Raw genomic sequence first — 25,824 nt, forward strand, 5'->3', positions numbered from 1 at the left:
GAAGAGCAGGAACGAGAGCTCTGCGGAACTACCCACAATCGATGTCGTCTGTTCAGCGGAAACTGTCGATTCCGCGCTGAATGCCCGGATATCTCAGTTGGACCATCGAAAACGGTCAATGGGTAAGCGAGTCGTGCTGAACTCTCCATTTGTGGAGCGGGTCGCAGGCCTGGAAACGACGAGCCCGAACCCTCCGTAAGGAGAGTTCGGGCTCTTGTGTTCGTCGTTCGGTCTACTCGAAGGCAGTGTCGACGATCTCGGCCTGCTCGACGGCGTGCACCTTGCTCATGCCCGACGACGGCGCCGACATCGGGCGACGCGAGATGCGACGTAGACCCTGCAGCGCGGGGACCAACTCCGGGAGCCACAGGCCGAGGAACGGCCACGGCCCCTGGTTGGCGGGCTCTTCCTGGACCCACGCGAAGTCCGTCGCGTTCGGGTACTGCTCGAGCGTCCGCGCCAGCCGGCGGTGCGGCACCGGGTACAGCTGCTCGACGCGGACCACCGCGACGTCGTTGCGTCCGTCCTTCTCCTGGCGCGCTGCCAGCTCGTAGTAGAGCTTGCCGCTGACCAGCAGGACTCGCTTCACCGCGGAGCGGTCGCTGCCGTCCTTCTGGAATCGCGGGTCGTCGATCACCGACTGGAACTTGCCGTCGGTGAAGTCCTCGATCGGCGAGACCGCGGCCTTGTTGCGCAGCATCGACTTCGGCGTGAACACGATCAGCGGGCGGCTGATGCCGTCGTGGACGTGGCGACGCAGAAGGTGGAAGTAGCTCGCAGGCGTCGACGGCAGCGCGACCGTCATCGAACCCTCGGCGCACAACTGCAGGAAGCGCTCGATGCGTCCCGACGTGTGGTCCGGACCCTGACCTTCGTGACCGTGCGGCAGCAGGAGGACGACGTCGCTGCGCTGTCCCCACTTGGCCTCGCCCGAGCTGATGAACTCATCGATGATCGACTGGGCACCGTTGACGAAGTCGCCGAACTGCGCCTCCCACAGGACGAGGGCGTCCGGGTTGGCGACGGCGTAGCCGTACTCGAAGCCGAGGACCGCGTACTCCGACAGCGGCGAGTCGTACGCGAGGAAACGGCCGGTCACATCGTCGCCGAGGTGGTTCAGCGGCGTGTACTCGGAGCCGTTGTCCCGGTCGATGAGGACCGAGTGGCGCTGGGTGAACGTTCCGCGGCGTGAGTCCTGTCCGGACAGTCGGACGGTGGTGCCCTCCTGGACGAGCGAACCGAACGCCATCAGTTCGGCGAACGACCAGTCGACAGCGCCGTTGGTCGTCATCTCGTTGCGTCGCTTGATGACCGGCTTGACGCGCGGGTGCGGGGTGAAGCCGTCCGGCAGATTCACGAACGAGTCGCCGATCGCCTTCAGCCGCTCCGGCGGCACCGCGGTGACGAGCTTGGTGCGGAGGGTCTGCTCGCCCTCCACCGACGGCGACGCCTCGGGCGTGAAGCGGTTGAGCTCCTTGACCTCGACGAACACGCGCTCCAGCTGACCCTGGTAGTCGCGAAGTGCGTCCTCGGCCTCCTTGGTGGAGATGTCGCCACGACCGATCAGTGCTTCGGTGTAGCTCTTGCGGACGCTCCGGATGTTCTCGATCACGTCGTACATCGCGGGCTGCGTCATCGACGGGTCGTCGCCCTCGTTGTGCCCGCGGCGGCGGTAGCAGACGAGGTCGATGACGACGTCGCGATTGAACGCCTCGCGATAGTCGACGGCGAGCTTGGCGGCCCACACGCACGCTTCCGGGTCGTCGCCGTTGACGTGCAGGACCGGCGCGCCGATCATCTTGGCGACGTCCGTGCAGTACTGCGTCGACCGCGAGTACTCGGGGGCGGTGGTGAAGCCGACCTGGTTGTTGACGACGATGTGCACGGTGCCGCCGGTGCGGTAGCCGTTCAGCATCGACATGTTGAGGGTCTCGGCGACGACGCCCTGGCCCGCGAACGCCGCGTCGCCGTGGAGCATCAGCGGTAGGATCTTGAACTGCTGCGACTCGTCGAGCATGTCCTGCTTGGCGCGGACGATGCCCTCGAGTACCGGGTCCACGGCTTCGAGGTGACTCGGGTTAGCGGTCAGCGAGACGTTGATCTCGTTGTCGCCGAACATCTGGTAGTAGGTGCCTTCGGCGCCCAAGTGGTACTTGACGTCGCCCGACCCGTGGGTCTGCGCCTGGCCGAGGTTGCCCTCGAACTCGGTGAAGATCTTCGAGTACGGCTTGCCGACGATGTTCGCGAGGACGTTGAGGCGACCGCGGTGCGGCATGCCGATGACGACTTCCTGCACGTTGTGGTCGGCGGAGCGGTCGATGACGGAGTCCATCATCGGGATCACAGTCTCGGCGCCCTCCAGGGAGAAACGCTTCTGTCCGACGTACTTGGTCGCGAGGAACGTCTCGAAGGCCTCGGCGGCGTTGAGCTTGCTCAGGATGTACTTCTGCTCGGCCACCGGCGGCTTGACGTGCTTGATCTCGACACGTTCCTGCAGCCAGCGCTGCTGCTCCGGGTCGAGGATGTGCGTGTACTCGACGCCGACGTGTCGGCAGTACGCATCGCGCAGCACGGACAGGACGTCGCGCAGCTTCATCTTGTCCTGGCCGTGGAAGCCGCCGACTGTGAACGTGCGGTCCAGATCCCAGAGGGTCAGGTTGTAATTGAGCACGTCCAGATCGGGGTGGGCGGCTCGAGCGCCCGGATCCATCGACAGCGGATCGGTGTCGGCCATCATGTGGCCGCGAGCGCGGTAAGCGGCGATCAGCTCGAGGACCCGGGTGTTCTTGTCGACCAGACCTGCGGGGATGTCCCGGCGCCACCGGACCGGCTCGTACGGCACATGCATCGACGTGAAGATCTCGTCGTAGAACGCGTCGTCGATGAGCAGGTTGTGAATGGTGCGCAGGAAGTCGCCCGACTCGGCGCCCTGAATGACGCGGTGGTCATAGGTCGAGGTGAGGGTCATCAGCTTGCCGATGCCCATCTCCGCGAGCTGCTGTTCGCTCGCCCCCTGGAACTCGGCGGGGTACTCCATCGCGCCTGCGCCGATGATGGCGCCCTGTGCGGGCATCAGGCGGGGGACGGAGTGGACGGTGCCGATGGTGCCGGGGTTGGTCAGCGAGATCGTGACGCCTGCGAAGTCGGCTGCGCCGAGCTTGCCTTCGCGTGCTCGGCGGACGATGTCTTCATATGCGGCGACGAAGCCGGCGAAATCGAGAGTCTCGCAGTTCTTGATGGCGGCGACGACGAGCGTGCGTTCGCCCTTCTTGCCCTTCAGGTCGATCGCCAGGCCGAGGTTGGTGTGCGCGGGCGTGATCACGTTCGGCTTGCCGTCGATGACGCCGAAGTGGCGGTTCATGTTCGGGAACGCCTTGATCGCCTGGACGATCGCGTAGCCGAGGATGTGCGTGAAGCTGAGCTTCCCGCCGCGCGTACGGGCGAGGTGATTGTTGACGACGATGCGGTTGTCGATCATCGCCTTCGCGGGGATCGCGCGGACACTCGTCGCGGTCGGGATCTCCAACGACGACGTCATGTTGCGGACGATTGCTGCGGCGGGACCGCGGAGAACCTTCGACTCGTCCTCGGCCGGCGCGTTCTGCGCCTTCGTGGCAGAGGTCGACCGACTGGTGCCCGATGCGGCCTTGGTCGCCGGAGCTTCCGGGGTCGCGGTGGTCCGCGGTGCGGCCGGAGTGCGTGCGGGCTCGGCGTCGAGAGTCACGGCCTGCTTCGGCGCGACGACCGGCGTGCCGGGAGCTGCGGGCGTGGCCTTCGTGGTCTGTGCGGCCTGAGTGCCTTGTCCCGCTGAGGAGGCGGGCGCAGGCTTGGCGGCAGGAGACGTCGCGGGGGGCGTGGTTGCGGGCGAAGCGGGCGCGCTTCCGTTGGGCGGACTGTAGTTCTTCAGTACCTCATGCCAGCTCGGATCCACAGAGGAGGGATCGGTCTTGAACCGCTGGTACATCTCTTCGACCAGCCATTCGTTCTGTCCGTAATCGGACTCAGAAATCGAACTGCTCACAGCGTTGTCTCGCCTCAATTCACCAAGTGCTTTTTCGTTTCGCCCGGCCGACGGAATGCGACTTGTGGTCTCGAACGTCAGCCAATTAACCAGACTACGCGGGTGCGGCGATCGTCGCCGCGTTCAGGTGAGGATGGAGGCCCAGGTCACTCTCGTGTGGTGGAGATCATAGGTTCAGCGGGCTCGGCGTCGGGCGGTATGCCCGCATCCCAGAGTCGCCGATACGGCCCGTCGGCGTCGTAGAGGCTCGCATGATCGCCGTACTCGACGACCCGTCCGCCGTCGATGACGGCGATCGCGTCGGCACGCGCCGCCGTACCGAGTCGGTGCGCGACGATGACGCTGGTGCGCCGCCGTGACAACGCGTCGCCCGCCGCCAGAACTTGGGCCTCCGTCGCCTGATCGAGGGTCGCGGTGGCCTCGTCGAGGAGGATCAAGTCCGGTTCGACGAGTTCGGCGCGTGCCAACGCGATGAGTTGGCGTTGCCCCGACGAGAGGCTCCGTCCGCGTTCGGAGACCGGATGGGCCATGCCGCCGGGGAGCGAGGCGATCATCGCCGCGGCCCCGACGCGGCGCGCGGCGTCAGCGATCTGCTCCCGGTTCGCGTCCGGGCGTCCGAAGGCGATGTTGTCGGCGACGTCGCCTGCGAACAGATGCGGCTCCTGAGGTACCACGCCCAGCCGTGACCGATAACGCGCGATGCCGATGTCGCGGAGGTCGACGCCGTCCATCCGCACGTGACCCGAGGTCGGGTCGTAGAAGCGGGCGAGGAGTTTGACCACGGTCGACTTGCCCGCGCCGGTCGCGCCGACGAGCGCCAGCGAGCCGCCCGGAGGCACCTGCAGGTCGACATCGCTGAGCGCGGCGCGGTCGGCTCCGGTGTATCGGAAGCCGACGCCGTCGAGCGACACGGCGCCGTCGAAATCGGCGGAACCGGTGGCCGTCGCGTCGGGATTGTCGACGATCGACGTCGGCGTGGTGAGGAGGTCGCCGATGCGGCGGAGTCCGACGGCAGCCTGCTGGTAGGCGTCGAAGACGGTCGTCAGCTGCTGTACCGGACCGAACAGCATCGCGAGGTAGAGCACGAACGCGACGAGCGTTCCCGGCTGCAGAGTTCCGGAGGCGATCTGTTGTGCGCCGACGCCGACGGCGACGGCGGTCGCGAGATCGGCGCAGAACTGAATGAACGGGAAATACGTGGCGACGGCTCGCTGGGACGTCATCCGGGCGCGGTACCACGCCTGCGAGCGTTCACCGAAGGCGGCGACCGCAACCGGGATGTGACGGTATCCGCGGGTAGTCGACAGACCGGCGATGTTCTCTTGGAAGTCGGCGTTCACCGCGGAGACGAGTTCGCGGGTGCGCGTGTACGCGGCGGACGAGACCCGGCGGAACCAGACGGTCGCGACGATGAGGACCGGGAAGATGGGCAGCACGGCGAGCGCGATCGCCCAGTCGGTGAAAATCAGGGCGACGAGCACGCCGACGAGAGTGAGCAGCGAGACGACGGCCGAGGACAGGCCGGTCTGCAAGAACCCAGAGAGAGCATCGACGTCGGTGGTCATCCGCGTCATGATGCGGCCCGACAGCTCTCGTTCGTAGTAGTCGAGGCCGAGCCGTTGCAGGTGCGCATAGCTCCGGATGCGCAGGGAGAACAAGACACGCTCGCCCGCGCGTGCCGCGACGATCGTATTGACTCGCCCGGCGATCCACGCCACGGCGACCAAGGCGACGCCGACGCCGGTCGCGGTGATCACGACTCCTGTCGTGTCGGCGTCCAGAACATGGCGGGCGATGGACGGAAACGCCAGTCCGACGAGGGTGTCGACGGCGATCGTGCCGATCAGCAGGATCAGCAGTGCGCGGACGGGCCGCAGGATCTGCAGGAGTCCGAAAGTGGAGCGCTCGGCGCGGGCCGCGGCGTCGTCGGTGTCGGGCTTCTCGTCCGCGGGAGGAAGCGCTGCGACGGCGGCCTCGATCTCGGGCGTGGCGGCCATCGCGCCGAGTGCCCCGGCCATCGGGCCGCCGCCGGTGCGTCTGCCAACGGCTGCGGCGGCCGGTTCGGTCGTCGACACCCCGGTGACTGTCGTCCTGCCTGCGACGGTCTCCGTCCCGCTGCGAGAGGGCCACAGGTCGTCGACCGAGAGATCGAGCGGCTGGTCGACGTCACGACGTGGCGAGTCCGTCGGCTCCGACGACGTCATCAAGCGATTGAACTCGACGCTGCGCGCAGTGAGTTCGGCGACGGTGCCGATGTCGGAGACACGTCCGTCCTGCAGCACGGCGACGCGGTCGGCGATCGCCAACGTCGAGGATCGGTGCGCGAGGACGAGCATCGTGGCTCCGTCGTCTCGCAGACGTCGCAGGATGCGCGACTCGGTGACGGCGTCGACGGCGGACGTCGCGTCGTCGAGAACGAGGACACGGGCGTCTGCGTGGAGGGCGCGGGCCAGTGCGACGCGTTGGCGCTGGCCGCCGGAGAGTGCGAGGCCGCGTTCGCCGACCGTGGTGTCGTACCCGTGGTCGAGGGATGCGGCGAAGTCGGCGGCGGCCGCGTGCGCGGCCGCTTCGACCGCTCGACGGTCCACATCGCGTTCCGGTACCGAGCCGAGCGCGATGTTCGCGGCGACGGTGTCCGAGTAGAGGAACGGCTCGTCGTCCACTACGGCCAGTGCTTCGGCCAGGGCGTCGGGGTGCAGATCGCCGACGTCGGCTCGGCCGGCGTCGCCGGTGATCGTCACCGACCCGGACGACGGACGATAGACGCCCGCGACGAGGTGGGCGAGCGTCGACTTTCCCGAACCGGGACCGCCGATGACCGCGACGCATTCGCCGGGAGCGACAGACAGGTCGAGTCCGTCGAGGACCGGGGTGTCGTCGTAGGCGAAGTGGACGTCGTCGAACTCGATGCCGAGCCGCCCCTCGGGCGCGGTCTCGTCGGACTCGTACGCCGGGTCACGGGGATGGGCGATGACGTCGTAGACGCGGGTCACCGACGCCTTGGCCAACTGTGCGTTGACGACGAGGTTCGTCATGACACGCGCGAGACCGGTCATGGTCGCGAGGTAGGTGGAGAACGCGAGGAAGGTGCCAGCGGTGATGGTGCCGCGCAGGGTCAGCCAGCCGCCGAGACCGATGACCACCACCATGCCCAGTTGGGGGATCGACGTCATCGTCGGCGTGAAGAACGCGCTGATTCGTGCCGTCCGGAGTTTCATCCCGTACAGCCGGGAACTCAATGCCGCCAGGCGGTCGGTGACTCGTTCCTCCTGCCCGAAGCCCTTCACGACGCGGACACCGGTGACGGTCTCCTCGACGTGGCCTGCGACGTCGGCAGCGGCCTGCTGGGCCGACCACGTCGCAGCGAACAGTCGCCGCCTGCTCGCGTACACGAGCAGCACGAGGAGCGGGACGACGGCGACGGCGACGAGGGTCAGAAGCGGCGAGAGCCACGCCATCACCACGAACGCGAGGACTGCCTGCACGGCGCCGCCGAGCGCCAGCGGGGCCATCGCCAGCAGCCCCTGCACGATCTGCAGGTCGGAGATGGACCGCGACACGATCTGGCCGGTCCGGATCTCGTCGCGCGACCGGCCGTCGAGGTGAAGCAGAGTGTCGAGGATCTCGCGACGGAGCCGATCCTGCACCGAGACGGCGAGCGCACCCGCCGACATCCGTCGCCCGAACTGGCACGCGTAGCGGACCACGGCCGCGACGACGAGCGCGACCACGATCACCGTGAGGGTGACGTCGGGGGCCGTCGGCTCGCCCGTCGCGAGGTCGACGGCGGCACGGACCAGCAGCGGCGCGACGAGGTCGATCGCCACGGCGCCGAGCGTGGTCACGATCGTCGCGACCGCCACCGGCCTGCGGACGAAGCACTGTGCGAGGAGGCTGGCGATCCAGCCTCGGCGGTTCAGTTGGTCCCTTCGATCGGCGCGATTCCCGATCCTTCCACGGTGCCGTCGACAGTGCCGCCGACGAGTGTCAGCCACCGAGCGGGCGGCGCACCGAACGCACGGCGTGCGTTGTGGATCACCCTGGAGCCCAAGGCGCGGTTGCCGACGCCGCCGAGCACCGCGCCGATGCCGCCGGGCAGCACTTTGCCGAACATCACCGGCGCCTTCCCGAGCGTGAACCTCTTCACGAACCGGTTGGTGAGCGCCTTGTTGACGGTCGCCAGGTTGGCCTTGGGGATACCGGGCACGCTGAGTTGGGACATGGCGTTCTTGTCGCCCTTGCCGAGCGACCTGCCGACGATGCCGACGCCTTCCTCGCCGAGCGCGACAGCCAGGACGAGGGCGCGGCGGCGATCACGCTCAGTGGGAGCGATGCCGTGCACGTCGGCGATCGCGAGAGCCAGCAATGCGGACGCCTCGACGAAGAACAGGGTCTCCGCCGACACGGCGCCGATTGCGGCGACGGTGCCGACACCGGGCACGGCCGCAGTGGCTCCGACCGCGCCGCCGGACGCGGTGACCGTGGTGAGGTACTGGTTCTCGAGGCGGCGGATGATTCGCTCTGGCGACTCGTCGGGGTGCCGCTGGCGGATCTTCGCGACGTAGCGGGCCACGGCAGGCTGCTGCAGGCGCTGCGCCTTGTCGACGACAGTCGAGACGATCACTCCGGGGGAGCGATCCGACAGTTCGGCCGCGGTGTCCGCGGGCAGGCTGGTGGTGCGAGCGTCCAACTGGGGGGACTTCTTCTTAGATCCGAACACAGTGTCTCCGTTCTCTCCGAGCGATGCGAACAGCATCGGCGGCTCGCGGGAACCACCTGACTGCAACCGATGGCGTCCACCATTATTCCCGGCCGCAAAGCATCGGTCGACCAGCGACTTCGAGTGGTGAGCGACACATCGAGAATGGTCGTAGGGCGGTGCTACGGTTCACGTCGTTCAATTTCCGCAGGCAGGAGCGCCGGGTATGTCAGTTACAGGTGGATCGACGTTCAAGCCGGTCACCGACCGCCCATGGCCTGCGCTGTTCGCGCTGTGCGTCGGGTTCTTCATGATCCTCGTCGACATGACGATCGTCGCGGTCGCCCAGCCCCAGATCAAGGCCGCGCTCGACGCCAGCGTCACGGGCATCGTCTGGGTGACGAGCGCCTACCTGCTGACATATGCGGTGCCCTTGCTGATCACCGGCCGTCTCGGCGACAAGATCGGCCCGAAGAAGGTGTACCAGGCCGGTCTCGTGGTGTTCACCGTCGCGAGCCTGTGGTGCGGACTCTCCGGCTCGATCGGCGAGCTGATCGCTGCGCGCGGTCTGCAAGGACTCGGCGCCGCACTCATCACGCCGCAGACGATGGCGTTGATCACTCGGATCTTCCCGCCGGAACGCCGTGGCGCGGCCATGGGCGTGTGGGGTACCGTCGCCGGCGTCGCGACCGCCGTCGGACCGCTCCTCGGTGGAATCCTGACCGACTCCTTCGGCTGGGAATGGATCTTCTTCGTCAATCTGCCCATCGGCGTCGTCGGCCTGTTCCTCGCGCAGATCCTGGTGCCCACGGTCGAGACCCACGAGCACAAGTTCGACTGGGTCGGCGTCGCGCTCTCGGCTGTCGGCCTGACCGCTGTCGTGTTCGGCATCCAGGAGGGCGAGAGCTACGACTGGGCAGCGTGGATCTGGGCGCTGGTCCTCGGCGGCGTCGTGCTCCTGGGGCTGTTCGTGCTCTGGCAGGCGAGGATGCGCGGCGAGCCGCTAGTCCCGCTCAGCCTGTTCCGAAACCGCAACTTCACGTTGAGCAACGTCGGTATCGCGACGATGGGCTTCGCCGTGTCGGGTTCGATGATCCCGATCATGTTCTATCTTCAGCTCGTCGGCGGCATGTCACCGACTCGATCTGCGCTGGTGATGGTGCCGATGGCCGTGCTGACCGGTGTCTTCGCGCCACTCGTCGGCCGGGTCCTCGACCGTGTGCATCCCAGCACGATCGTCGCGTCGGGTCTGCTCGGATACGCGGTCGCCATGTGGTGGCTCGGTTTCATCATGGACCCGGCGACGCCGGTGTGGCTGCTGCTGTTGCCGACCGTCCTGATGGGCGTCTCCAGCGCAGGCATCTGGGCTCCGTTGGCCGCGACCGCCACTCGTGACCTGCCGTGGCACCAGGCAGGCGCAGGCGCAGGCGTCTACAACACGACGCGCGTCGTCGGTTCGGTGATCGGCGCGTCGGCGATCGGCGCACTCATGACCTCCCGTCTCGCCGCGAATCTGCCCGGAATCGATTTCGACGACAGTCAGAGTCGGACGGTGGGACAGCTTCCGGAGGTAGTCCGTCACGGATTCGCCGACTCGATGGGGCAGGCGATCTACCTCGGAGCCGTCCTGCTGTTCATCGGCTTCGTCAGTGCCCTGTTCCTGAAGCGTCCTTCGCACCAAGGCGGATAGTCTGCGCGTCGCTGGTCGAGACGTCCGCCCGCGTGCCGGAGACCGGGATTGTCGTACCCGGCTCGTACTATCGGTACGAGTTCGAAAAGGGCAGTTCGATTCCATCCGGGAGTGAAGGGAGGTCGCGATGACTGAGCCGTTGTTCGAGGCGGAGCCACTATCGCTGTTCGACCTGCCGTCCGCCCCGGAGGCGCCCGAACGTCCTGTGCTGGTCGAGCCCGACCGTGCTCCGACCGAGTCTCCGGTCACTGACCCGGAAGTCACGTTCCTGCACACCGCCGACTGGCAGCTCGGCATGACCCGTCGGTTCCTGACGGGCGAGGCGCAGCACACGTACGCCGCGGCTCGCGATGCCGCGGTCGTGCGGATCGGTGAAGTCGCCGCCGAGTCGGGAGCTGAGTTCGTGGTGGTGTGCGGAGACGTCTTTGACGATCCGCGCGTCTCCACCCGGATCATCCGCCGGACGCTCGACGCGTTGGCCGACTACCCGGTGCCGGTCTATCTGCTGCCGGGGAACCACGACCCGCTCGATGCCACGAGCGTCTACCGGTCCGCGGCGTTCGTCGATGCGTGTCCGGACAACGTCCACGTCCTGGACAAGCCCGGCGTGCTTCGAGTGCGCGACGGGATCAGCATCGTCGCCGCTCCGTGGCATTCCAAGCACCCGACGTCCGACCTGATCGCCGATCAACTCGCCGCACTGCCGCCGTCCGACGACATTCGAATCGTCGTCGGTCACGGCGGTATGGATTCCCTCAGCCCGAACCCTGATCCGTCGATCGTGCGCAGCGCGGGGCTCGACGCGGCGACCGCCGACCACCTCGTCGACTACGTGGCGCTCGGCGACCGGCACTCGGTGACTTCGGTCGGCGAATCGGGCCGAGTCTGGTATTCCGGTGCTCCGGAAGTGACCGCGTTCGACAACGTCGAGTCCGAGCCCGGCCACGTGCTGGAAGTGACGCTGCGTCGTGGTTCTCAGGCATCGGTGGACGTCCGCAGACACACAGTGGGGCAGTGGTCGTTCCACACCCTCACTCAGGACATGAACGACGCTGCCGACGTGGAGCGCCTGCGCACGACCCTGGACGCGTTGGCAGACAAGCCGCGCACCGTCGTGCAACTCGCGCTGATCGGCACGGTGACGGTGTCGGAGAACGTCGACCTCGACAGATTGTTGGACGAGGCATCCGATCGGTTCGCTGCCGTCAAACTCTGGGAGCGCAAGCACGATCTGACCGTCGTCTCCGACGCGGCAGACCTCGACAGGCTAGAACTGCAGGGATACGCGGCGCAGGCTGCGGAAGAACTGCAGGAGCGAGCGTCGATCGAGTCCGGGGCCGACGACGTCAACGATGACGCGGCGGCCGCTCGGTCGGCTCTGTCGTTGCTCTACCGACTCGCCGGAAGTGCGTCCCGATGAGGTTGCACCGGTTACGCGTCGCGGATTTCCGTGGAATCGTCGAGCGCGAGGTGATGTTCGCCGACAGTGGCGTTACCGTCATCGAAGGCGAGAACGAGGCGGGCAAGTCGTCGATGGTCGAAGCGCTCGATCTTCTCCTGACGACTCGAGCGAACAGTTCGAAGTCGCAGGTTCGCGCAGTCCAGCCTTCCGGGCGGGACGTCGGCAGTGAAGTGTTCGCCGAGATCAGTTGTGGCGCCTATCGTTTCGAGTACTTCAAACGCTTCAACAAGTCGCCGGAGACAGCACTGACGATCGTCGAACCTGCGCCGGAGCAATTGACTGGCAGGCCCGCGCACGAGCGGGTCGAACAGATCCTGGGAGCGTCGCTCGACAACACGTTGTATCGGGCGCTGCGTCTACTACAGTCGTCCGACCCCGAGTTGGGCGATCTGACGGACAGTTCAGCGTTGTCACGCGCGCTGGACCGGGCCGCGGGCGAAGTCGACGATGAGGGTGCCGACACCCCGGAGTCGCAGGACCTCGTGGCCGCCGTGGCCAAGGAGTATTCGCGGTACTTCACCGCCGCGCAAGGACGTCCGAGTGGCGAATTGCTCCAGGCGCGGAACGTGGCAGAGAAGGCAGCGGCTGCAGTCGCCGAACGTGAACGTCTGCTCGAGTCGGTGCAGGAGGCCGCAGACCGCCTTCCGGACGTGACTCGCGGCATCGAGGACGCGATGAACGAGGAGTCGCAGCAGCGAATCGAGGTGTCGACACTCGCCGCACAGGTGTCGCAAGCCGATGCCGTGGGCGAGCGACTGGCCACCGCGAAGGCTGTCGTCGCCCGCTATGAGGCTGGGGTCCAGGCAGCCCGGTCCGCGGTGCGCGAGCGGACTGATCTGCGAAACCGGCTGGGGCAGTCGGAATCGGAGATCGCGACGACGAGTACCGCGGTCCAGACCGCACGGGAAGCGGCGGCCGTTGCAGGCGAGCAGGCAACGGTGATGGCCGAACGGGTCGTCGTCGCGCAGCGAGACTTGGACGATGTCCGAACTCGGATCGAGTCGGCGGAGGCCGCGGAACGCGTCGCGGCGGACCGGCGTCGTCTCACCGAGATGGACGTCGCGATCGCCGAGGTGGAGCGCTTGAGCGGCGAGGTCAAGGCTGCGCGGCGCGCCGCCGAAGGGGTCCGTGCGACTCCCGAAGATGCCGCGCGTGCCGTCGAGCTCGATCGCGAGATCGCTGCTGCGACAGCGCGTCTGGAGTCGGGTTCGGCGACAGTCGTGGTGACTCCGCTCGCCGACGGCGTGCGGATCGGCGGTGTCGCGGCCGACGACGAACAGACGCTGACGGTCACCGCGGCGACAACGATCGAGGCGCCGTCGGTGCGTGTCGAAGTGACCCCGGGCGCGGATATGCAAGCACTCGCCGACGACCTTGCACGGCTCACGTCGCTCGGCGAGGAGGTCGTTGCACGATGCGGCGTTGAGAACCTCGCTGACGTCGCCGGCGCGGCCGCCAAGCGGACCGAGTCGCTTCGGGTGGCTGCCGAAGCCGAGCGTCGTCTGCAGCGTGAACTGTCTGGGCGTGCCGCCGACGGACTGACGACAGCCCGTGCTCAGCTCGCCACACGGATCCCGGCGGGCGATCCGCCATCCGGTTCGGGCGACGACGACCTCGTCGCGCTGCGCACCAGCGAGCGTGAGCTGTCGGAAGCTGTCGGCCAGGCCCAGCGTGAGCGCGATGCGCAGGTCCACCGTGAGCAGGGCGAGCGGAACCGGGCACAGGCGTGGGAGACATCGGGGGAGAACGCCCGGCTAGCAGCGACCGCACTGCGACAGCAGATCGCGGCCGCCGAGCAAGAAGCATCCGACGACGAGCTCGCCGCAGCTGTCACCTCGGCCGACGACCAGTTGACGCAGGCGAAGTCGGCGGAGGCCAAGACGGCCGCCGAGGCCGCACGTGTCGATGCTGCGGGTGTGCGAGCCAAGTACGACGAAGCCGAGGCTGCACTCGATCGCACGCGTGCGCGGCTGGCTCAGCAGCGCAAGTTGCAGGCGGAGCTGTCCACTCGGATCGAGGTGTGCCGCAACGACGGGCGACTCGACGAACTGTCGGACGCCGTCGCTGAGAATGAGGCCGCCCAGGCCGCGCTCGTCCGAGTCAGCGAACGGGCGGAGGGCGCTCGCGTCCTGCACGAGACGTTGCAGCGCAAGCGATCCGACTCCCGAGCTCGCTACATCGATCCGTTCGCACGGCGCCTGGAGGAACTCGCTGCACCGGTGTTCGGCGACGGCGTGCGATTCTCGGTCGGCGACGACTTCCGGATCGCGTCGCGAACTCTGGACGGTGTCACCGTGGACGTCACCGCGCTGTCCGGGGGTGCTCGCGAACAACTCGGACTCCTCGCGCGGCTCGCGTGCGCGTCGCTCGTCGACGAAGCCGACGGCGTGCCGGTGATCCTCGACGACGCGCTCGGCTACACCGACCCGAAGCGACTCGCCTCGATGTCGACGGTGATCGGCTCTGCCGGGCCCAGTTCCCAGATCATCGTCCTGACCTGCACTCCAGATCGGTATCGGGGCGTGGACGACGCGACTCTCATCGCCGTCTGAGTCGTGCTCCGCGCCCCGGCGTTAGGAACACGAACTGTGGTGCGCTAATGTAGCTTTCGCTTGACCCGCCCCCCTAGCTCAGGGGATAGAGCGTCTGCCTCCGGAGCAGAAGGTCGTAGGTTCGAATCCTACGGGGGGCACAGTCTGACCAGCGGTTTCACCGCATTCACCCGGTTTCGTGCCCAATACGTGCCACAGAGTTCTTCGCTCCGCTGCTCGTCGATCCCGTTCTGTTGGTCGAGCGGAGTCGAGACCTGCCGAAATCAGTACGCTCAGCGACTCTTGCGGACTATTAGGCCCCGGAGTCCCCGGTGCGTTAGGATTTCGGGACCGCCCGTACGACTCGCGGGGCGGGGGCTCGACTCCGCTCGACCAGCAGCTATGGGCCCGACCAGCAGATATGGCTCGACCAGCAGGGGAGCAGCGGAATGTCACAACGCTGACGCGAGCGGTGTCCTATGAGTGCAAGGATGAACTCGGGTCAGGAGGACACCAATGAAGATCGTGGTTGCAGGAGCTGGTTACGCCGGGACAGTCGCGGCGAATCGCTTGGCGCGCAAGGTCGCCGATGCGCAGATAACCGTCGTGAATCCGAGTGCAGAGTTCGTCGAACGCGTCCGGCTGCACGAACTGATCGCAGGCAGCGGAACCGCGACGAAGCCCCTCCGAGACGTCCTCGACGATCGGATCGAGCTGCGGATCACGGCGATCGAGAAGGTCGGTGACGGTGTGCTGACGCTGTCGAATGGGGAGTCACTCGAGTACGACAAGCTCGTCTACGCCGTCGGCAGCTCGAACGACGCGCCGGAGGGCGCCTACGCTGTCGGCGGCCTGGAGACGGCGCGCGCTGCCAAGGCGAAACTCGCCGACCTCACTCCCGGCTCGACGGTGACCGTCGTCGGCGGGGGACTCACCGGCCTCGAAGCAGCGTCCGAGGTCGCGACTGAACGCCCCGACCTGACAGTGCGGATCGTCGGCGACGAGTTCGGTGCTTCGCTCAGCAGCAGTGCCCGCGAACGCGTCCTCGACGTGTTGCGTGATCTGGGGGTCGACATCGTCACCGGCATGTGGACGCCCGACGAATCCACCGATCTGACGCTGTGGGCGGTCGCGGGACAGGCCGACACTCTCGCCGCGCGGAGCGGACTCGCGACCGATTCGGCGGGGCGGGTGGCCGTGGATGCCTGCCTGCGCAGCACCAGCAACCCGAACGTGTACGCGATCGGCGACAGTGCCTCCGTACCCGGCGCCCGACTGAGCTGCCAGGCGGCCCTTCCACAGGGCGCCGCCGCCGCGGACAACATCGCGCGCGATCTCGCAGGGGAGGCAGAGCAGCCGTTCTCGATGTCGTTCGTCGGACAGAACGTGTCGCTCGGTCGCAAGAACGCCGTCATCCAGAGCGCGCACCGCAATGACGTCCCCACCCGGATCTGGTTCGGTGGCAGGCCCGGCGCCTACCTCAAGGAAGCCGTCTGCCGTGGTGCCCTCTGGTCGGCGCGCACCGGAAACGCGCTGTGGGTTCGTGGCCCGAAATGATCGCCGAGCACGACGACGAGTTCGTCGCACACCGGGCGCTTCTCTTCTCGATCGCCTACGAGATCCTCGGATCGGTCGCCGACGCCGAGGACGCAGTGTCCGAGTGCTGGATACGGTGGCACGACGTCGACCATGAGAACGTCGACAATCCTCGTGCGTACCTTGCGCGGATCGTCACCAGGCAGGCCTTGAACGCGGCGCGGTCGGCCGGTCGACGACGCGAGGAGTACGTCGGACCGTGGCTGCCCGAGCCACTCGAGGCCCGAGGTGCGGACGCGGGCCTGGACCACGTGCTGACCGGCGAAGCCGTCACGACCGCGATGCTGCTGGTGTTGGAGTCGCTCACGCCCACCGAACGAGCGGTGTTCGTGCTGCGCGAGGTCTTCGACTTCGACTACAGCGAGATCGCTGCGGCCGTCGACAAGACCGAACCCGCCGTACGGCAGGTGGCGCATCGGGCGCGAAACCATGTGCGGGCCAGGCGTTCTGCAGCCGTAGCCGAGCCAACCCAAGCACAGTCGGTAGCTGAGCGGTTCATGGCGAGCGCTATGACGGGCGATGTCCAGGGACTCATGGATGTGCTCTCTCCCGGCGTCGTGTTCATCGGCGACGGCGGCGGCGTCGTGTCGGCGGCCCGCAGGCCCATCGAGGGCGTCGACCACGTGGCGCGCATCGTGACTGGACTCCTCGCGAAGGTAGCCCAACTCGGAGAGTTGGAAATGCGTGCGACCGTCGTCAACGCGATGCCCGCGATCATCGTGTCCATCGACAGCGTCGTCGACACCGTCACATGCATCCAAGTGAGCGGTGAACACGTCACCGCGGTGTACTCGATCCGGAACCCGGAGAAGCTGACGCGCTTCCGTGTGTGAACACCGCTCGCCGAGCGCACCTACCCTGGACTCCATGACCGCACCACATGCGCGCACCCTCGACCGGGACACCGTTCTCTGCGTCTCACTGGCCGCGAGACCGTCGAACATCGGCACCCGATTTCACAACTACCTCTACAACGAGCTCGGATTGAACTACGTCTACAAGGCGTTCGCGCCCGCCGATCTCGCCGCCGCGGTGCAGGGGATCCGCGGTCTCCCCATTCGAGGAGCAGCCGTGTCGATGCCGTACAAGGAATCGGTGCTCGACCTCGTCGACGTCGTGGAGGCCTCGGCGGCGGCGACCGACTCGGTCAACACGATCGTCAACGACGACGGTGTGCTCCGGGCGTACAACACCGACTATCAGGCGGTCGCCGACCTCCTTGCCGGGGCGTCATTCGACAGGGGAGCGTCCGTTGCAGTCGCGGGAAGCGGTGGGATGGCGAAAGCTGTCGTCGCGGCCCTGCGGGACACCGGATTCACCGACGTCACCGTCGTGGCTCGCAATGTGGAGACCGGGCGGGCACTCGCCGACAGGTACGGGTTCGCGCACGCCACCGATCTCGGCGACGCTCGGCCTGCCTTTCTGGTCAACGCGGCGCCGGTCGGTATGGACGGCGGACCCGCCGAGCACGACCTTCCGTTCGCGCAGGGCGTCGTCGACGCCGCGACGGGATGTCTCGACGTCGTCGCGATGCCGCCGACGACGCCGCTGGTCGAATCGATGCGAGCGCGAGGTGCCGAAGTGATCAGCGGCGATGCCGTGATCGCGGGCCAGGCCGCCGCACAGTTCGCGCTCTACACGGGAGTCACCCCTACACCTGAACAAGTGCGGAAGGCATCTGAGTACTCGCGAGGGTGAGCGTGTAGGAGTTCTTCTATGACAACCGGTTCCCTGAAGGTCCTCGCCTTCGACACGTTCGGCACGGTGACCGACTGGCACACCGGTGTCAGCGGAGTGCTGACGAACGTCTTCCCCGGTCTGGATCCGTCCGAACTCGCCCGCGAGTGGCGGCGGCGCTACCAGCCGGTGATGGCCGAGGTCGAAGGAGGCAGCCGCCCGTGGACACTGCTCGACGATCTGCAACGAGAGACGCTCACTGACGTGCTGGCGCAAGTGCACGGGATCGTCGCGACCGACGCGCAGCTCGACGAAGCGGTGCACGCATGGCATGTCATTCCGGCATGGCCCGACGTGTCGGAGGGGCTGCATCGACTCAAGCGCAAGTACACGATCTGCGCCCTGAGTAACGGGAACGTCGCCCTGCTCAACGAGATGGCGAAGGCGTCTGATCTGCCGTGGGACGTCATCGGCGGCTCCGACCTGTGGCGCCACTACAAGCCGGCACGTGAGACGTACCTCGGGCTCGTCGACCTGCTGCAGGTTCGGCCCGACGAAGCGATGATGGTCGCCACCCACTCCACCGATCTCGAGGCGGCTCGCGGCTTCGGCCTGCAGACCGCGTATGTGGAACGGCCCGACGAATGGGGCCCGGATACGAAGACCGCAGAGCCCAGCGAACTCAATGCGTTCAACGTGGGCGGCATCGACGAACTGGCGACAGCGTTGGGGTGCTGAGCGAGGGTCTTGCGCCACCGACTACGAACGGTTGAGCAGCGCGTCGATCCGGCCGCCCGTCGGTGCGGACGCTGCTCCGGCGACCGTGGTCGCGAGGGCTCCCGAGGCGTTCGCCCGTGCGAGACGGTCCGCAGGGGACAAGTGCCACGACGCGGCGAGAGCACCGGTGAACGCGTCGCCCGCGCCGGTCGTATCGACGACGTCGACGCCAAGCCCGTCGACACGGACTTCGCCGTGCGGTCCACGCATTCGCGCGCCGTCGGCGCCTAGCGTGGTGACGATCGTCGGTATATGGACCCGATGCGACGCCAGTTCGTCGGCCTCCGACTGATTGACCACCGCGACGTCGACCAACGACCACAGTTCGGCCGGGAGGACGCGGACCGGCGACGGATTCAACATCACTGTCGTGCCGGCGCGTTGTGCGGTGCGAGCGGCGTCGAGGACCACGGGGATCGGGATCTCCAGTTGGAGTAGCAGGACGTCGGCGTCGGCGATTGCTTGCCGGTCGTCGTCGGCGAGCGACAGGGCGGCGTTCGCTCCCGGGATCACCACGATCGTGTTCTCGCCGCCGCCGTCGACGGTGATCACCGCAGTGCCGGTCGGACCAGGAACCGTCGACACCTTGAGGTGGACGTCGCTCAACGAGGAGAGGACGCGGTCGGCGGCGGGGTCGTCGCCGACCGCCCCGATGAACGTCGTCGACGCTCCCGCGCGCGCCGCCGCCCGAGCCTGGTTGGCGCCTTTGCCGCCCTGACCGTAGGAGACTGCGGTACCCGAGACGGTCTCGCCGGGTTCGGGGAACCGCTCGCAGGAGGCGACCACGTCCGAGTTGATGGAGCCGACGACGGTGACGGAGGTCGTGGGGAGGGTCATGGGGAGACTGTAGGCGGCGAGTCCGGGGGCTCGGGAGATGTGATCGCCCGATAGGATGGGTACCCGTGACTCCCACCGAACTCGCCAGTCTGCTGCGCGCTGCCACGCAGAAGGTCTTTCAAGCCCATGACCTGGACGTCGACCTCATTCCTGAGACGGTGGTCGTCGAGCGTCCGCGTAGTCCCGAACACGGCGACTACGCCACCAACATCGCCCTGCAACTCGGCAAGAAGACCGGGGTCAACCCGCGCGAACTGGCGACGTGGCTCGCCGACGAGTTCGCTGCAGACTCCGGATTCGAGTCGGCGGAGGTCGCAGGCCCCGGCTTCGTCAATCTGCGACTGGCCGCGGCTGCGCAGAACCAGACCGTCGCAACCGTCATCGCCGAGCGCGAGGCATACGGCCGCGGGGACGAACTGAATGCCCTGAACGTCAACCTCGAATTCGTGTCGGCTAACCCGACCGGCCCCATCCACCTCGGTGGAACCCGTTGGGCCGCAGTCGGAGACGCGCTCGGCCGAGTCCTGGCGGCCCGCGGCGCGACCGTCACCCGCGAGTACTACTTCAACGACCACGGTGAGCAGATCAACCGGTTCGCGCGGTCGCTGCTCGCCGCAGCTCTCGATCAGCCCGCCCCCGAGGACGGCTATGCGGGCGAGTACATCAAGGAGATCGCCGAGACGGTCGTCGGCACAAATCCCGGCGTGCTCGACCTCGCCGAAGACGACCGGCTCGAGACGTTCCGCGCCGACGGCGTCGAGCTGATGTTCGCGCACATCAAGCGGACGCTCGCCGAGTTCGGCACCGTGTTCGACGTCTACACGCACGAGAACTCGATGTTCGATCGCGGTCTCGTCGACGAGTCCATCGCTCAACTCAAAGCCAGCGACAACCTGTACGAGGCCGACGGCGCCTGGTGGCTGCGGTCCACCAACTACGGCGACGACAAAGACCGTGTGGTCCTCAAGAGCGACGGGAACGCCGCGTACATCGCGGGCGACATCGCCTACCTCAAAGACAAGCACGATCGTGGCGCCAACCACCTGATCTACATGCTGGGCGCCGACCACCACGGCTACGTCGTCCGTCTCAAGGCAGCGGCCGCCGCGCTCGGCTACGACGCCGACTCGGTCGAAGTCCTCATCGGCCAGATGGTGAACCTGGTCAAGGACGGCAAGCCGGTCCGGATGAGCAAGCGTGCAGGAACCGTGATCACGCTCGACGACCTCGTCGAAGCCGTCGGAGTGGACGCCGCGCGCTACGCGTTGATCCGGTCGTCGATCGACGTCAACATCGACATCGACCTCGATCTTCTGCGCAAGCAGTCGTCCGACAACCCGGTGTACTACGTCCAGTACGCGCACGCTCGGCTGTCGGCGCTTGCGCGTAGTGCCGCCGACCTGGGACTCGCGCCGTCCACCGAGCATCTCGAACTGCTCGACGACGAGTCCGAGGGCGATCTGATCCGCACGATCGGCGACTACACGGAGATCGTCGCGAGTGCCGCGAACCTCCGTGAGCCGCACCGCGTGAGCCGGTATCTGGAGGCGCTTGCCGGCGCCTATCACCGCTTCTACTCGCGGTGCCGCGTCCTGCCGCAAGGCGACGACGACCCGTCCGACGTCCACGCAGCGCGGCTCGCGTTGTGCGAGGCGACCCGTCAAGTGCTGGCCAACGGTCTCGACCTGGTCGGCGTGAGCGCACCGGAGCGTATGTGATGGCACACCCCGCAGGTCCGCGCCACGCGGACATCCTCGCCGCTCCGCACCTCGCGGAGCGACCCAATTCGCCCGCTGAGCTCGCCGAGATCCCGGCGAACGTCTATCCGCGGGGCGCCGGTCGTACGGACGACGGCACTGTCACGATCGGCGGGATCGCCGTCGACGAGCTCGCCGACACGTACGGCACTCCGCTGTTCGTGTACGACGAAGCCGACTTCCGCTCGCGCTGCGCCGACATGCAGGCCGCGTTCGGTCCGCATGGCCGCGTGCACTACGCCTCGAAGGCGTTCCTGTCGCTCGAGGTGGCGCGCTGGGTGCAGAGCGAAGGTCTCTCGCTGGACGTCTGCACCGGCGGTGAACTCGCCATCGCGTTGCGCGCGGGATTCCCGGCTGAGCGGATCGCGATGCACGGCAACAACAAGAGCGAGGCCGAGCTCGACTTCGCGCTCGAGTCGGAGATCGGCCACGTCGTCGTCGACTCGATGATCGAGATCGAGCGCCTCAACCGTCTGGCCGGTGCGCGCGGCGTGGTCGCCGACGTCCTGATCCGCGTGACGCCTGGCGTCGAAGCGCACACCCACGAGTTCATCTCGACCGCGCACGAGGACCAGAAGTTCGGGTTCGCGCTGGTGGGTGGCAAGGCCATGGACGCGATTCGCGCGGTCTTCGGCTCCGACAACCTGCGCCTCGTCGGTCTGCACAGCCACATCGGTTCGCAGATCTTCGAGATCGACGGCTTCGAACTAGCCGCGCACCGGGTCCTCGGTCTGCTCGCAGACGTCGTCGCCGAGTTCGGTGTCGAGAAGACCAAGCAGATCGAGGTCCTCGACCTCGGCGGCGGACTCGGCATCTCCTATGTCCCGTCCGAGGATCCGCCGCTGGTGGCCGACCTCGCCGCGTCGCTCGTCGACATCGTGCGTCGCGAGTCCGACCGGCTGGGTCTGCCGATGCCGTTGATCGCCGTCGAACCAGGCCGCGCGATCGCCGGTCCGGCGGGCGTCACCGTCTACCGAGTCGGCACCATCAAGGACGTTCAGCTCGACGGTGCGGCGACCCGTCGCTACGTGTCCGTCGACGGCGGCATGAGCGACAACATCCGCACCGTCCTGTACGACGCCGAATACGATGTGCGGCTTGCCAGCAGAGTGTCGGACGCGCAGGCTGTCGTATGTCGAGTGGTGGGAAAGCACTGCGAGTCCGGCGACATCGTCGTCCGGGACTGCTGGCTTCCGGCCGACCTGACGCCGGGCGACCTGCTGGTGGTGGGCGCGACCGGTGCATACTGCTATTCGATGTCGAGCCGGTACAACATGGCGCCGCGCCCCGCGGTCGCCGCCGTGCACGACGGCGCATCGCGGCTCATGCTGCGGCGCGAGACCGTGGAAGATTTCTTGAGCTTGGAGGTCCAGCCCTGATGGCCGCAACGTCACGTCGCCCGATCGGTGTCGCCGTCCTCGGGATGGGGAACGTCGGAACCGAGGTCGTACGGAACCTCAACGACAAGGCCGCTGATCTCGAGGCGCGCGTAGGCGCGCCCGTTCAGCTGCGCGGCGTCGCCGTCCGCGATCTGGCGCGTCCCCGCGGGGCCGTCGACTCGGCTGTCCTCACCGATGACGCAGAGTCGCTCGTGACTCGCGACGACATCGACGTGGTCGTGGAACTGATCGGCGGAATCGAGCCGCCGCGCAGCCTGATCCGCGCAGCACTGCAGGCCGGGAAGTCGGTGATCACCGCCAACAAGGCGTTGATGGCCGTGCACTCGGGCGAACTCTCCGAGGCTGCCGCAGCCAGCAATGTCGACCTCTACTTCGAGGCTGCCGTCGCCGGAGCGATCCCGGTGATCCGGCCCCTCACGCAGTCGCTGGCAGGCGATTCGGTGAACCGGGTGGCCGGCATCGTCAACGGCACCACCAACTACATCCTCTCGGAGATGGACGAGACCGGGGCCGCTTACGAGGACGTCCTCGCCGAAGCCGTGCGCCTGGGCTACGCCGAAGCCGATCCGACCGCCGACGTCGAAGGCCATGACGCAGCGGCGAAGGCCGCGATCCTCGCATCGATCGCCTTCCACTCGCGGGTCACGGCGAACGACGTCTACTGTGAGGGCATCAGCGCGATCACCTCCGACGACCTCATCGCAGCGAAGAAGTTCGACTGCACGGTGAAGCTGCTGTCGATCTGTGAGCGCATCGAGGCCGACGGCGTCGAGAAGATTTCAGCACGCGTCTACCCGGCCCTCATTCCGTTCGAGCACCCGCTCGCCACCGTCAACGGCGCATTCAACGCCGTTGTCGTGGAAGCCGAGGACGCCGGCCGTCTGATGTTCTACGGGCAGGGCGCAGGAGGCGCGCCGACCGCGTCCGCAGTCCTCGGTGATCTCGTCATGGCGGCCCGTAATCGCGTCAACGGTGGTCGCGGCCCGTTGGAATCGACGTACGCGTCGTTGCCCGTCGCGCCGATCGACGACGTCCAGACCCGGTACTACGTGTCGATGAACGTCGCCGACAAGGCGGGCGTCCTCGAACAAGTCGCCGCCGAGTTCGCCAAACGCTCGGTGTCCATCGCCGCCGTCCGGCAGGAGGGCGCGGGGGAGTCCGCGCGCCTGATCGTCGTCACCCATCGCGCCTCCGACAAAGACCAGTCGGAGACCGTCGCCGCTATTGAGAAGATGGACTCCGTCATCAAGGTGTCCAGCGTGCTCCGACTGGAGGGAACCAATGACTGACTCCGCTTACCAGCCCGTCCACCAGGGCTGGCCCGGACTGATCGAGGCCTACCGCGATCGTCTGCCCGTGGGCGACGACTGGAAGGTCGTCACCCTCCACGAGGGGGCGACGCCCCTCATCGCGGCCCCGGTGCTCTCGGAGATCACCGGCTGCGACGTGTACCTGAAGGTCGAGGGCCTCAACCCGACGGGTTCGTTCAAGGACCGCGGTATGACGATGGCCGTCACCAATGCCGTCAACAACGGCAAGAAGGCCGTGCTGTGCGCGTCGACCGGAAACACGTCGGCGTCGGCAGCGGCGTACGCGACCCGGGCAGGCATGACCTGCGCCGTCCTCATCCCGGAGGGCAAGATCGCGATGGGCAAACTCGCCCAGGCCGTCATGCACGGTGCGCAGATCATCCAGGTGCAGGGCAACTTCGACGACTGCCTCGAGTTGGCTCGCAAGGTGACGGCCGAGTTCACCGAGATCGAACTCGTGAACTCGGTGAACCCGGCCCGCATCGAAGGCCAGAAGACGGCGTCGTTCGAGATCGTCGACGTGCTCGGGAAGGCCCCCGACGTCCACGCACTGCCCGTCGGCAACGCAGGCAACATCACTGCGTACTGGAAGGGCTACCGCGAGTACCACGCCGACGGCATCATCTCGACGCTGCCACGCATGCTCGGCGTGCAGGCCGCAGGAGCTGCGCCCCTGGTCAACGGGGCTCCGGTGTCGGATCCCGAGACTGTCGCCACCGCGATCCGCATCGGTTCGCCTGCGAGTTGGAACCAGGCGGTCGCAGCCAAAGACGAGTCGAACGGCCAGTTCCGCGCGGCGACCGATGAGAAGATCCTCGAGGCGTACCGTCTCGTCGCGGGCCGCGAAGGCGTGTTCGTCGAACCGGCCTCCGCTGCCAGCGTCGCAGGCCTGCTCGCCGCGCACGAAGACGGATGGATCGAAGCGGGTTCGACCGTCGTGTGCACGGTGACCGGCAACGGACTCAAGGACCCGGACACCGCTCTGCTGGAGATGGTCGAGGTCGACGCGATCCCGGTCGACCCGGTGGCGGTTGCGCGCGCGCTGGGCGTCAGCTGACGAGTATGGGGAACGCTGTGAGTGCTGCTTCGACAATCGGGGCTCCGAACGCCGAGATCGTCCTCTCCGAGGGGACGACCGTTCGGGTTCGCGTTCCGGCGTCGAGCGCGAACCTCGGTCCAGGCTTCGACTGCCTCGGGCTGGCCTTGGGGATGTACGACGAAGTCGAGGTGACGGTCACGTCCGCCGACGTCGTCGTCGCCGTCGAAGGCGAAGCGGCGGGCGACGTCCCGACTGACGAACGACACCTGGTGGCGCGCGCGGTGATCCGTGGACTCGAGTTCGCGGGCGTCGCTGCGCCCGGCATCGCCCTGCGCTGCGTCAACACGATTCCACATTCGCGCGGCCTCGGATCGTCGGCGGCCGCCGTGGTCGGCGGTCTCGCCGCCGCATCGGCGCTGCTCATCGCAGACGGTCGCCGCAGCGGGCTCACCGCGAGCGAATTGGTCCAGCTGTCCAGTGAGTTCGAAGGGCACCCGGACAATGCGGCGGCGTCGGTCCTCGGGTCCGGCGTGGTCACGTGGACGCGCGCAGACGGCGAGTTCTTCGCGCGGAAGCTCCACGTGCACGCCGATATCCGGGCCACTTCGTTCATCCCGCAGACCCGTTCGTCGACGGCTCTCACACGAGGGCTTCTGCCCGATGCCGTGCCGCGCGCAGACGCGGTGTTCAACCTCAGCCGCGCGGCGCTGGGGATCGTCGCGCTGACGAGTGATCCCACCTGTCTGTTCGACGCGACGACCGACCGACTGCACCAGCCGTACCGAGCCGAGGTGATGCCGGCGACGAACGGCCTGATGGACGCGCTGCGGGAGCGTGGGCATGCCGCGACCGTCTCAGGTGCGGGTCCATCGGTTCTGGTCTTGGGCACCGTCGAGCTCGGCGACGACGAGGCGAGGCTGGCAGGCGAGTTCGGATTCGAGATGGTGTCGCTGCCGATCGCGGCCGGCGTGGAAGTGGTCGGTTAGTCGACGGGAGCATTCGGCTGGGGCATTTCGACTGGGGGCATT

General features: G+C 67.3%; 16 protein-coding genes and 1 tRNA gene. 13 read left to right on the top strand and 4 right to left on the bottom strand.

Features of this window, described 5'->3' with window-relative positions; translation table 11 throughout:
- Positions 1 to 232: 232 nt before the first annotated feature.
- The 3 genes from L5G32_RS10030 to L5G32_RS10040 form a co-directional block, all read right to left on the bottom strand.
- Positions 233 to 4,021, bottom strand: coding sequence for a multifunctional oxoglutarate decarboxylase/oxoglutarate dehydrogenase thiamine pyrophosphate-binding subunit/dihydrolipoyllysine-residue succinyltransferase subunit (locus tag L5G32_RS10030; RefSeq protein ID WP_237010889.1), 3,789 nt, complete (start codon positions 4,019 to 4,021; stop codon positions 233 to 235).
- Between the two features lie 146 nt (positions 4,022 to 4,167).
- Complete coding sequence (locus L5G32_RS10035) at positions 4,168 to 7,971, bottom strand: ABC transporter ATP-binding protein (protein ID WP_372491680.1); 3,804 nt, start codon at positions 7,969 to 7,971, stop codon at positions 4,168 to 4,170.
- Positions 7,938 to 8,741 (bottom strand): hypothetical protein, encoded by an 804-nt coding sequence (locus tag L5G32_RS10040; protein WP_237010890.1) that lies wholly within the window; start codon positions 8,739 to 8,741, stop codon positions 7,938 to 7,940. Before L5G32_RS10040 ends, L5G32_RS10035 begins: the two co-directional genes overlap by 34 nt.
- 205 nt (positions 8,742 to 8,946) lie before the next feature.
- Between L5G32_RS10040 and L5G32_RS10045 the strand changes: the two genes are divergently transcribed.
- The 8 genes from L5G32_RS10045 (at position 8,947) to L5G32_RS10080 (ending at position 18,414) form a co-directional block, all read left to right on the top strand.
- The gene (locus tag L5G32_RS10045; protein ID WP_237010891.1) at positions 8,947 to 10,410 is read left to right on the top strand and encodes an MFS transporter; all 1,464 of its coding nucleotides are present in this window, start codon (positions 8,947 to 8,949) and stop codon (positions 10,408 to 10,410) included.
- A 127-nt stretch (positions 10,411 to 10,537) separates the two neighbouring features.
- Positions 10,538 to 11,830 (top strand): metallophosphoesterase family protein, encoded by a 1,293-nt coding sequence (locus tag L5G32_RS10050; protein ID WP_237010892.1) that lies wholly within the window; start codon positions 10,538 to 10,540, stop codon positions 11,828 to 11,830.
- A complete protein-coding gene (locus L5G32_RS10055; protein WP_237010893.1) occupies positions 11,827 to 14,424 on the top strand; it encodes an AAA family ATPase in 2,598 nt (865 codons plus the stop codon). Before L5G32_RS10050 ends, L5G32_RS10055 begins: the two co-directional genes overlap by 4 nt.
- Before the next feature lie 67 nt (positions 14,425 to 14,491).
- Positions 14,492 to 14,564, top strand: a tRNA-Arg gene (locus L5G32_RS10060).
- A gap of 355 nt (positions 14,565 to 14,919) precedes the next feature.
- Complete coding sequence (locus L5G32_RS10065) at positions 14,920 to 15,960, top strand: NAD(P)/FAD-dependent oxidoreductase (protein WP_237010894.1); 1,041 nt, start codon at positions 14,920 to 14,922, stop codon at positions 15,958 to 15,960.
- Positions 15,957 to 16,832 carry an RNA polymerase sigma-70 factor gene (locus L5G32_RS10070; protein WP_237010895.1) on the top strand — a complete coding sequence of 292 codons (876 nt, stop codon included), beginning with the start codon at positions 15,957 to 15,959 and terminating at the stop codon, positions 16,830 to 16,832. Before L5G32_RS10065 ends, L5G32_RS10070 begins: the two co-directional genes overlap by 4 nt.
- A 34-nt stretch (positions 16,833 to 16,866) precedes the next feature.
- Positions 16,867 to 17,697, top strand: coding sequence for a shikimate 5-dehydrogenase (locus L5G32_RS10075; RefSeq protein ID WP_237010896.1), 831 nt, complete (start codon positions 16,867 to 16,869; stop codon positions 17,695 to 17,697).
- An 18-nt stretch (positions 17,698 to 17,715) separates the two neighbouring features.
- Entirely contained in the window at positions 17,716 to 18,414 is a 699-nt protein-coding gene (locus L5G32_RS10080) for a haloacid dehalogenase type II (RefSeq protein WP_237010897.1), read from the top strand.
- 21 nt (positions 18,415 to 18,435) lie between these two features.
- Here the strand turns inward: L5G32_RS10080 and L5G32_RS10085 are convergent, their stop codons facing one another.
- Positions 18,436 to 19,290 carry a ribokinase gene (locus L5G32_RS10085; protein WP_237010898.1) on the bottom strand — a complete coding sequence of 285 codons (855 nt, stop codon included), beginning with the start codon at positions 19,288 to 19,290 and terminating at the stop codon, positions 18,436 to 18,438.
- 65 nt (positions 19,291 to 19,355) lie between these two features.
- Between L5G32_RS10085 and argS the strand changes: the two genes are divergently transcribed.
- Genes argS through thrB form a run of 5 tightly spaced genes read left to right on the top strand, consistent with a single transcriptional unit; the run spans position 19,356 to position 25,782 of the window.
- The gene (gene argS, locus L5G32_RS10090; RefSeq protein ID WP_237010899.1) at positions 19,356 to 21,008 is read left to right on the top strand and encodes an arginine--tRNA ligase; all 1,653 of its coding nucleotides are present in this window, start codon (positions 19,356 to 19,358) and stop codon (positions 21,006 to 21,008) included.
- Complete coding sequence (gene lysA, locus L5G32_RS10095; RefSeq protein ID WP_237010900.1) at positions 21,005 to 22,426, top strand: diaminopimelate decarboxylase; 1,422 nt, start codon at positions 21,005 to 21,007, stop codon at positions 22,424 to 22,426. The genes argS and lysA overlap by 4 nt, the downstream gene beginning before the upstream one ends.
- Positions 22,426 to 23,736 carry a homoserine dehydrogenase gene (locus L5G32_RS10100; protein ID WP_237010901.1) on the top strand — a complete coding sequence of 437 codons (1,311 nt, stop codon included), beginning with the start codon at positions 22,426 to 22,428 and terminating at the stop codon, positions 23,734 to 23,736. Before lysA ends, L5G32_RS10100 begins: the two co-directional genes overlap by 1 nt.
- Positions 23,729 to 24,814: a threonine synthase gene (gene thrC, locus L5G32_RS10105; protein WP_237010902.1), complete on the top strand. Its 1,086-nt coding sequence runs from the start codon at positions 23,729 to 23,731 to the stop codon at positions 24,812 to 24,814. The genes L5G32_RS10100 and thrC overlap by 8 nt, the downstream gene beginning before the upstream one ends.
- Before the next feature lie 5 nt (positions 24,815 to 24,819).
- Positions 24,820 to 25,782, top strand: coding sequence for a homoserine kinase (gene thrB, locus L5G32_RS10110; protein WP_237010903.1), 963 nt, complete (start codon positions 24,820 to 24,822; stop codon positions 25,780 to 25,782).
- Positions 25,783 to 25,824 lie beyond the last annotated feature (42 nt).

Origin of the sequence: Gordonia zhenghanii, assembly GCF_021738965.1 — a bacterium.
Classification (GTDB): domain Bacteria; phylum Actinomycetota; class Actinomycetes; order Mycobacteriales; family Mycobacteriaceae; genus Gordonia; species Gordonia zhenghanii.

Coding starts and splice junctions, on each gene's coding strand:
- L5G32_RS10045 (WP_237010891.1), top strand. CDS start 8,947: ATGTCAGTTACAGGTGGATCGACGTTCAAGCCGGTCACCGACCGCCCA.
- L5G32_RS10050 (WP_237010892.1), top strand. CDS start 10,538: ATGACTGAGCCGTTGTTCGAGGCGGAGCCACTATCGCTGTTCGACCTG.
- L5G32_RS10055 (WP_237010893.1), top strand. CDS start 11,827: ATGAGGTTGCACCGGTTACGCGTCGCGGATTTCCGTGGAATCGTCGAG.
- L5G32_RS10065 (WP_237010894.1), top strand. CDS start 14,920: ATGAAGATCGTGGTTGCAGGAGCTGGTTACGCCGGGACAGTCGCGGCG.
- L5G32_RS10070 (WP_237010895.1), top strand. CDS start 15,957: ATGATCGCCGAGCACGACGACGAGTTCGTCGCACACCGGGCGCTTCTC.
- L5G32_RS10075 (WP_237010896.1), top strand. CDS start 16,867: ATGACCGCACCACATGCGCGCACCCTCGACCGGGACACCGTTCTCTGC.
- L5G32_RS10080 (WP_237010897.1), top strand. CDS start 17,716: ATGACAACCGGTTCCCTGAAGGTCCTCGCCTTCGACACGTTCGGCACG.
- L5G32_RS10085 (WP_237010898.1), bottom strand. CDS start 19,290: ATGACCCTCCCCACGACCTCCGTCACCGTCGTCGGCTCCATCAACTCG.
- L5G32_RS10100 (WP_237010901.1), top strand. CDS start 22,426: ATGGCCGCAACGTCACGTCGCCCGATCGGTGTCGCCGTCCTCGGGATG.
- thrC (WP_237010902.1), top strand. CDS start 23,729: ATGACTGACTCCGCTTACCAGCCCGTCCACCAGGGCTGGCCCGGACTG.
- thrB (WP_237010903.1), top strand. CDS start 24,820: ATGGGGAACGCTGTGAGTGCTGCTTCGACAATCGGGGCTCCGAACGCC.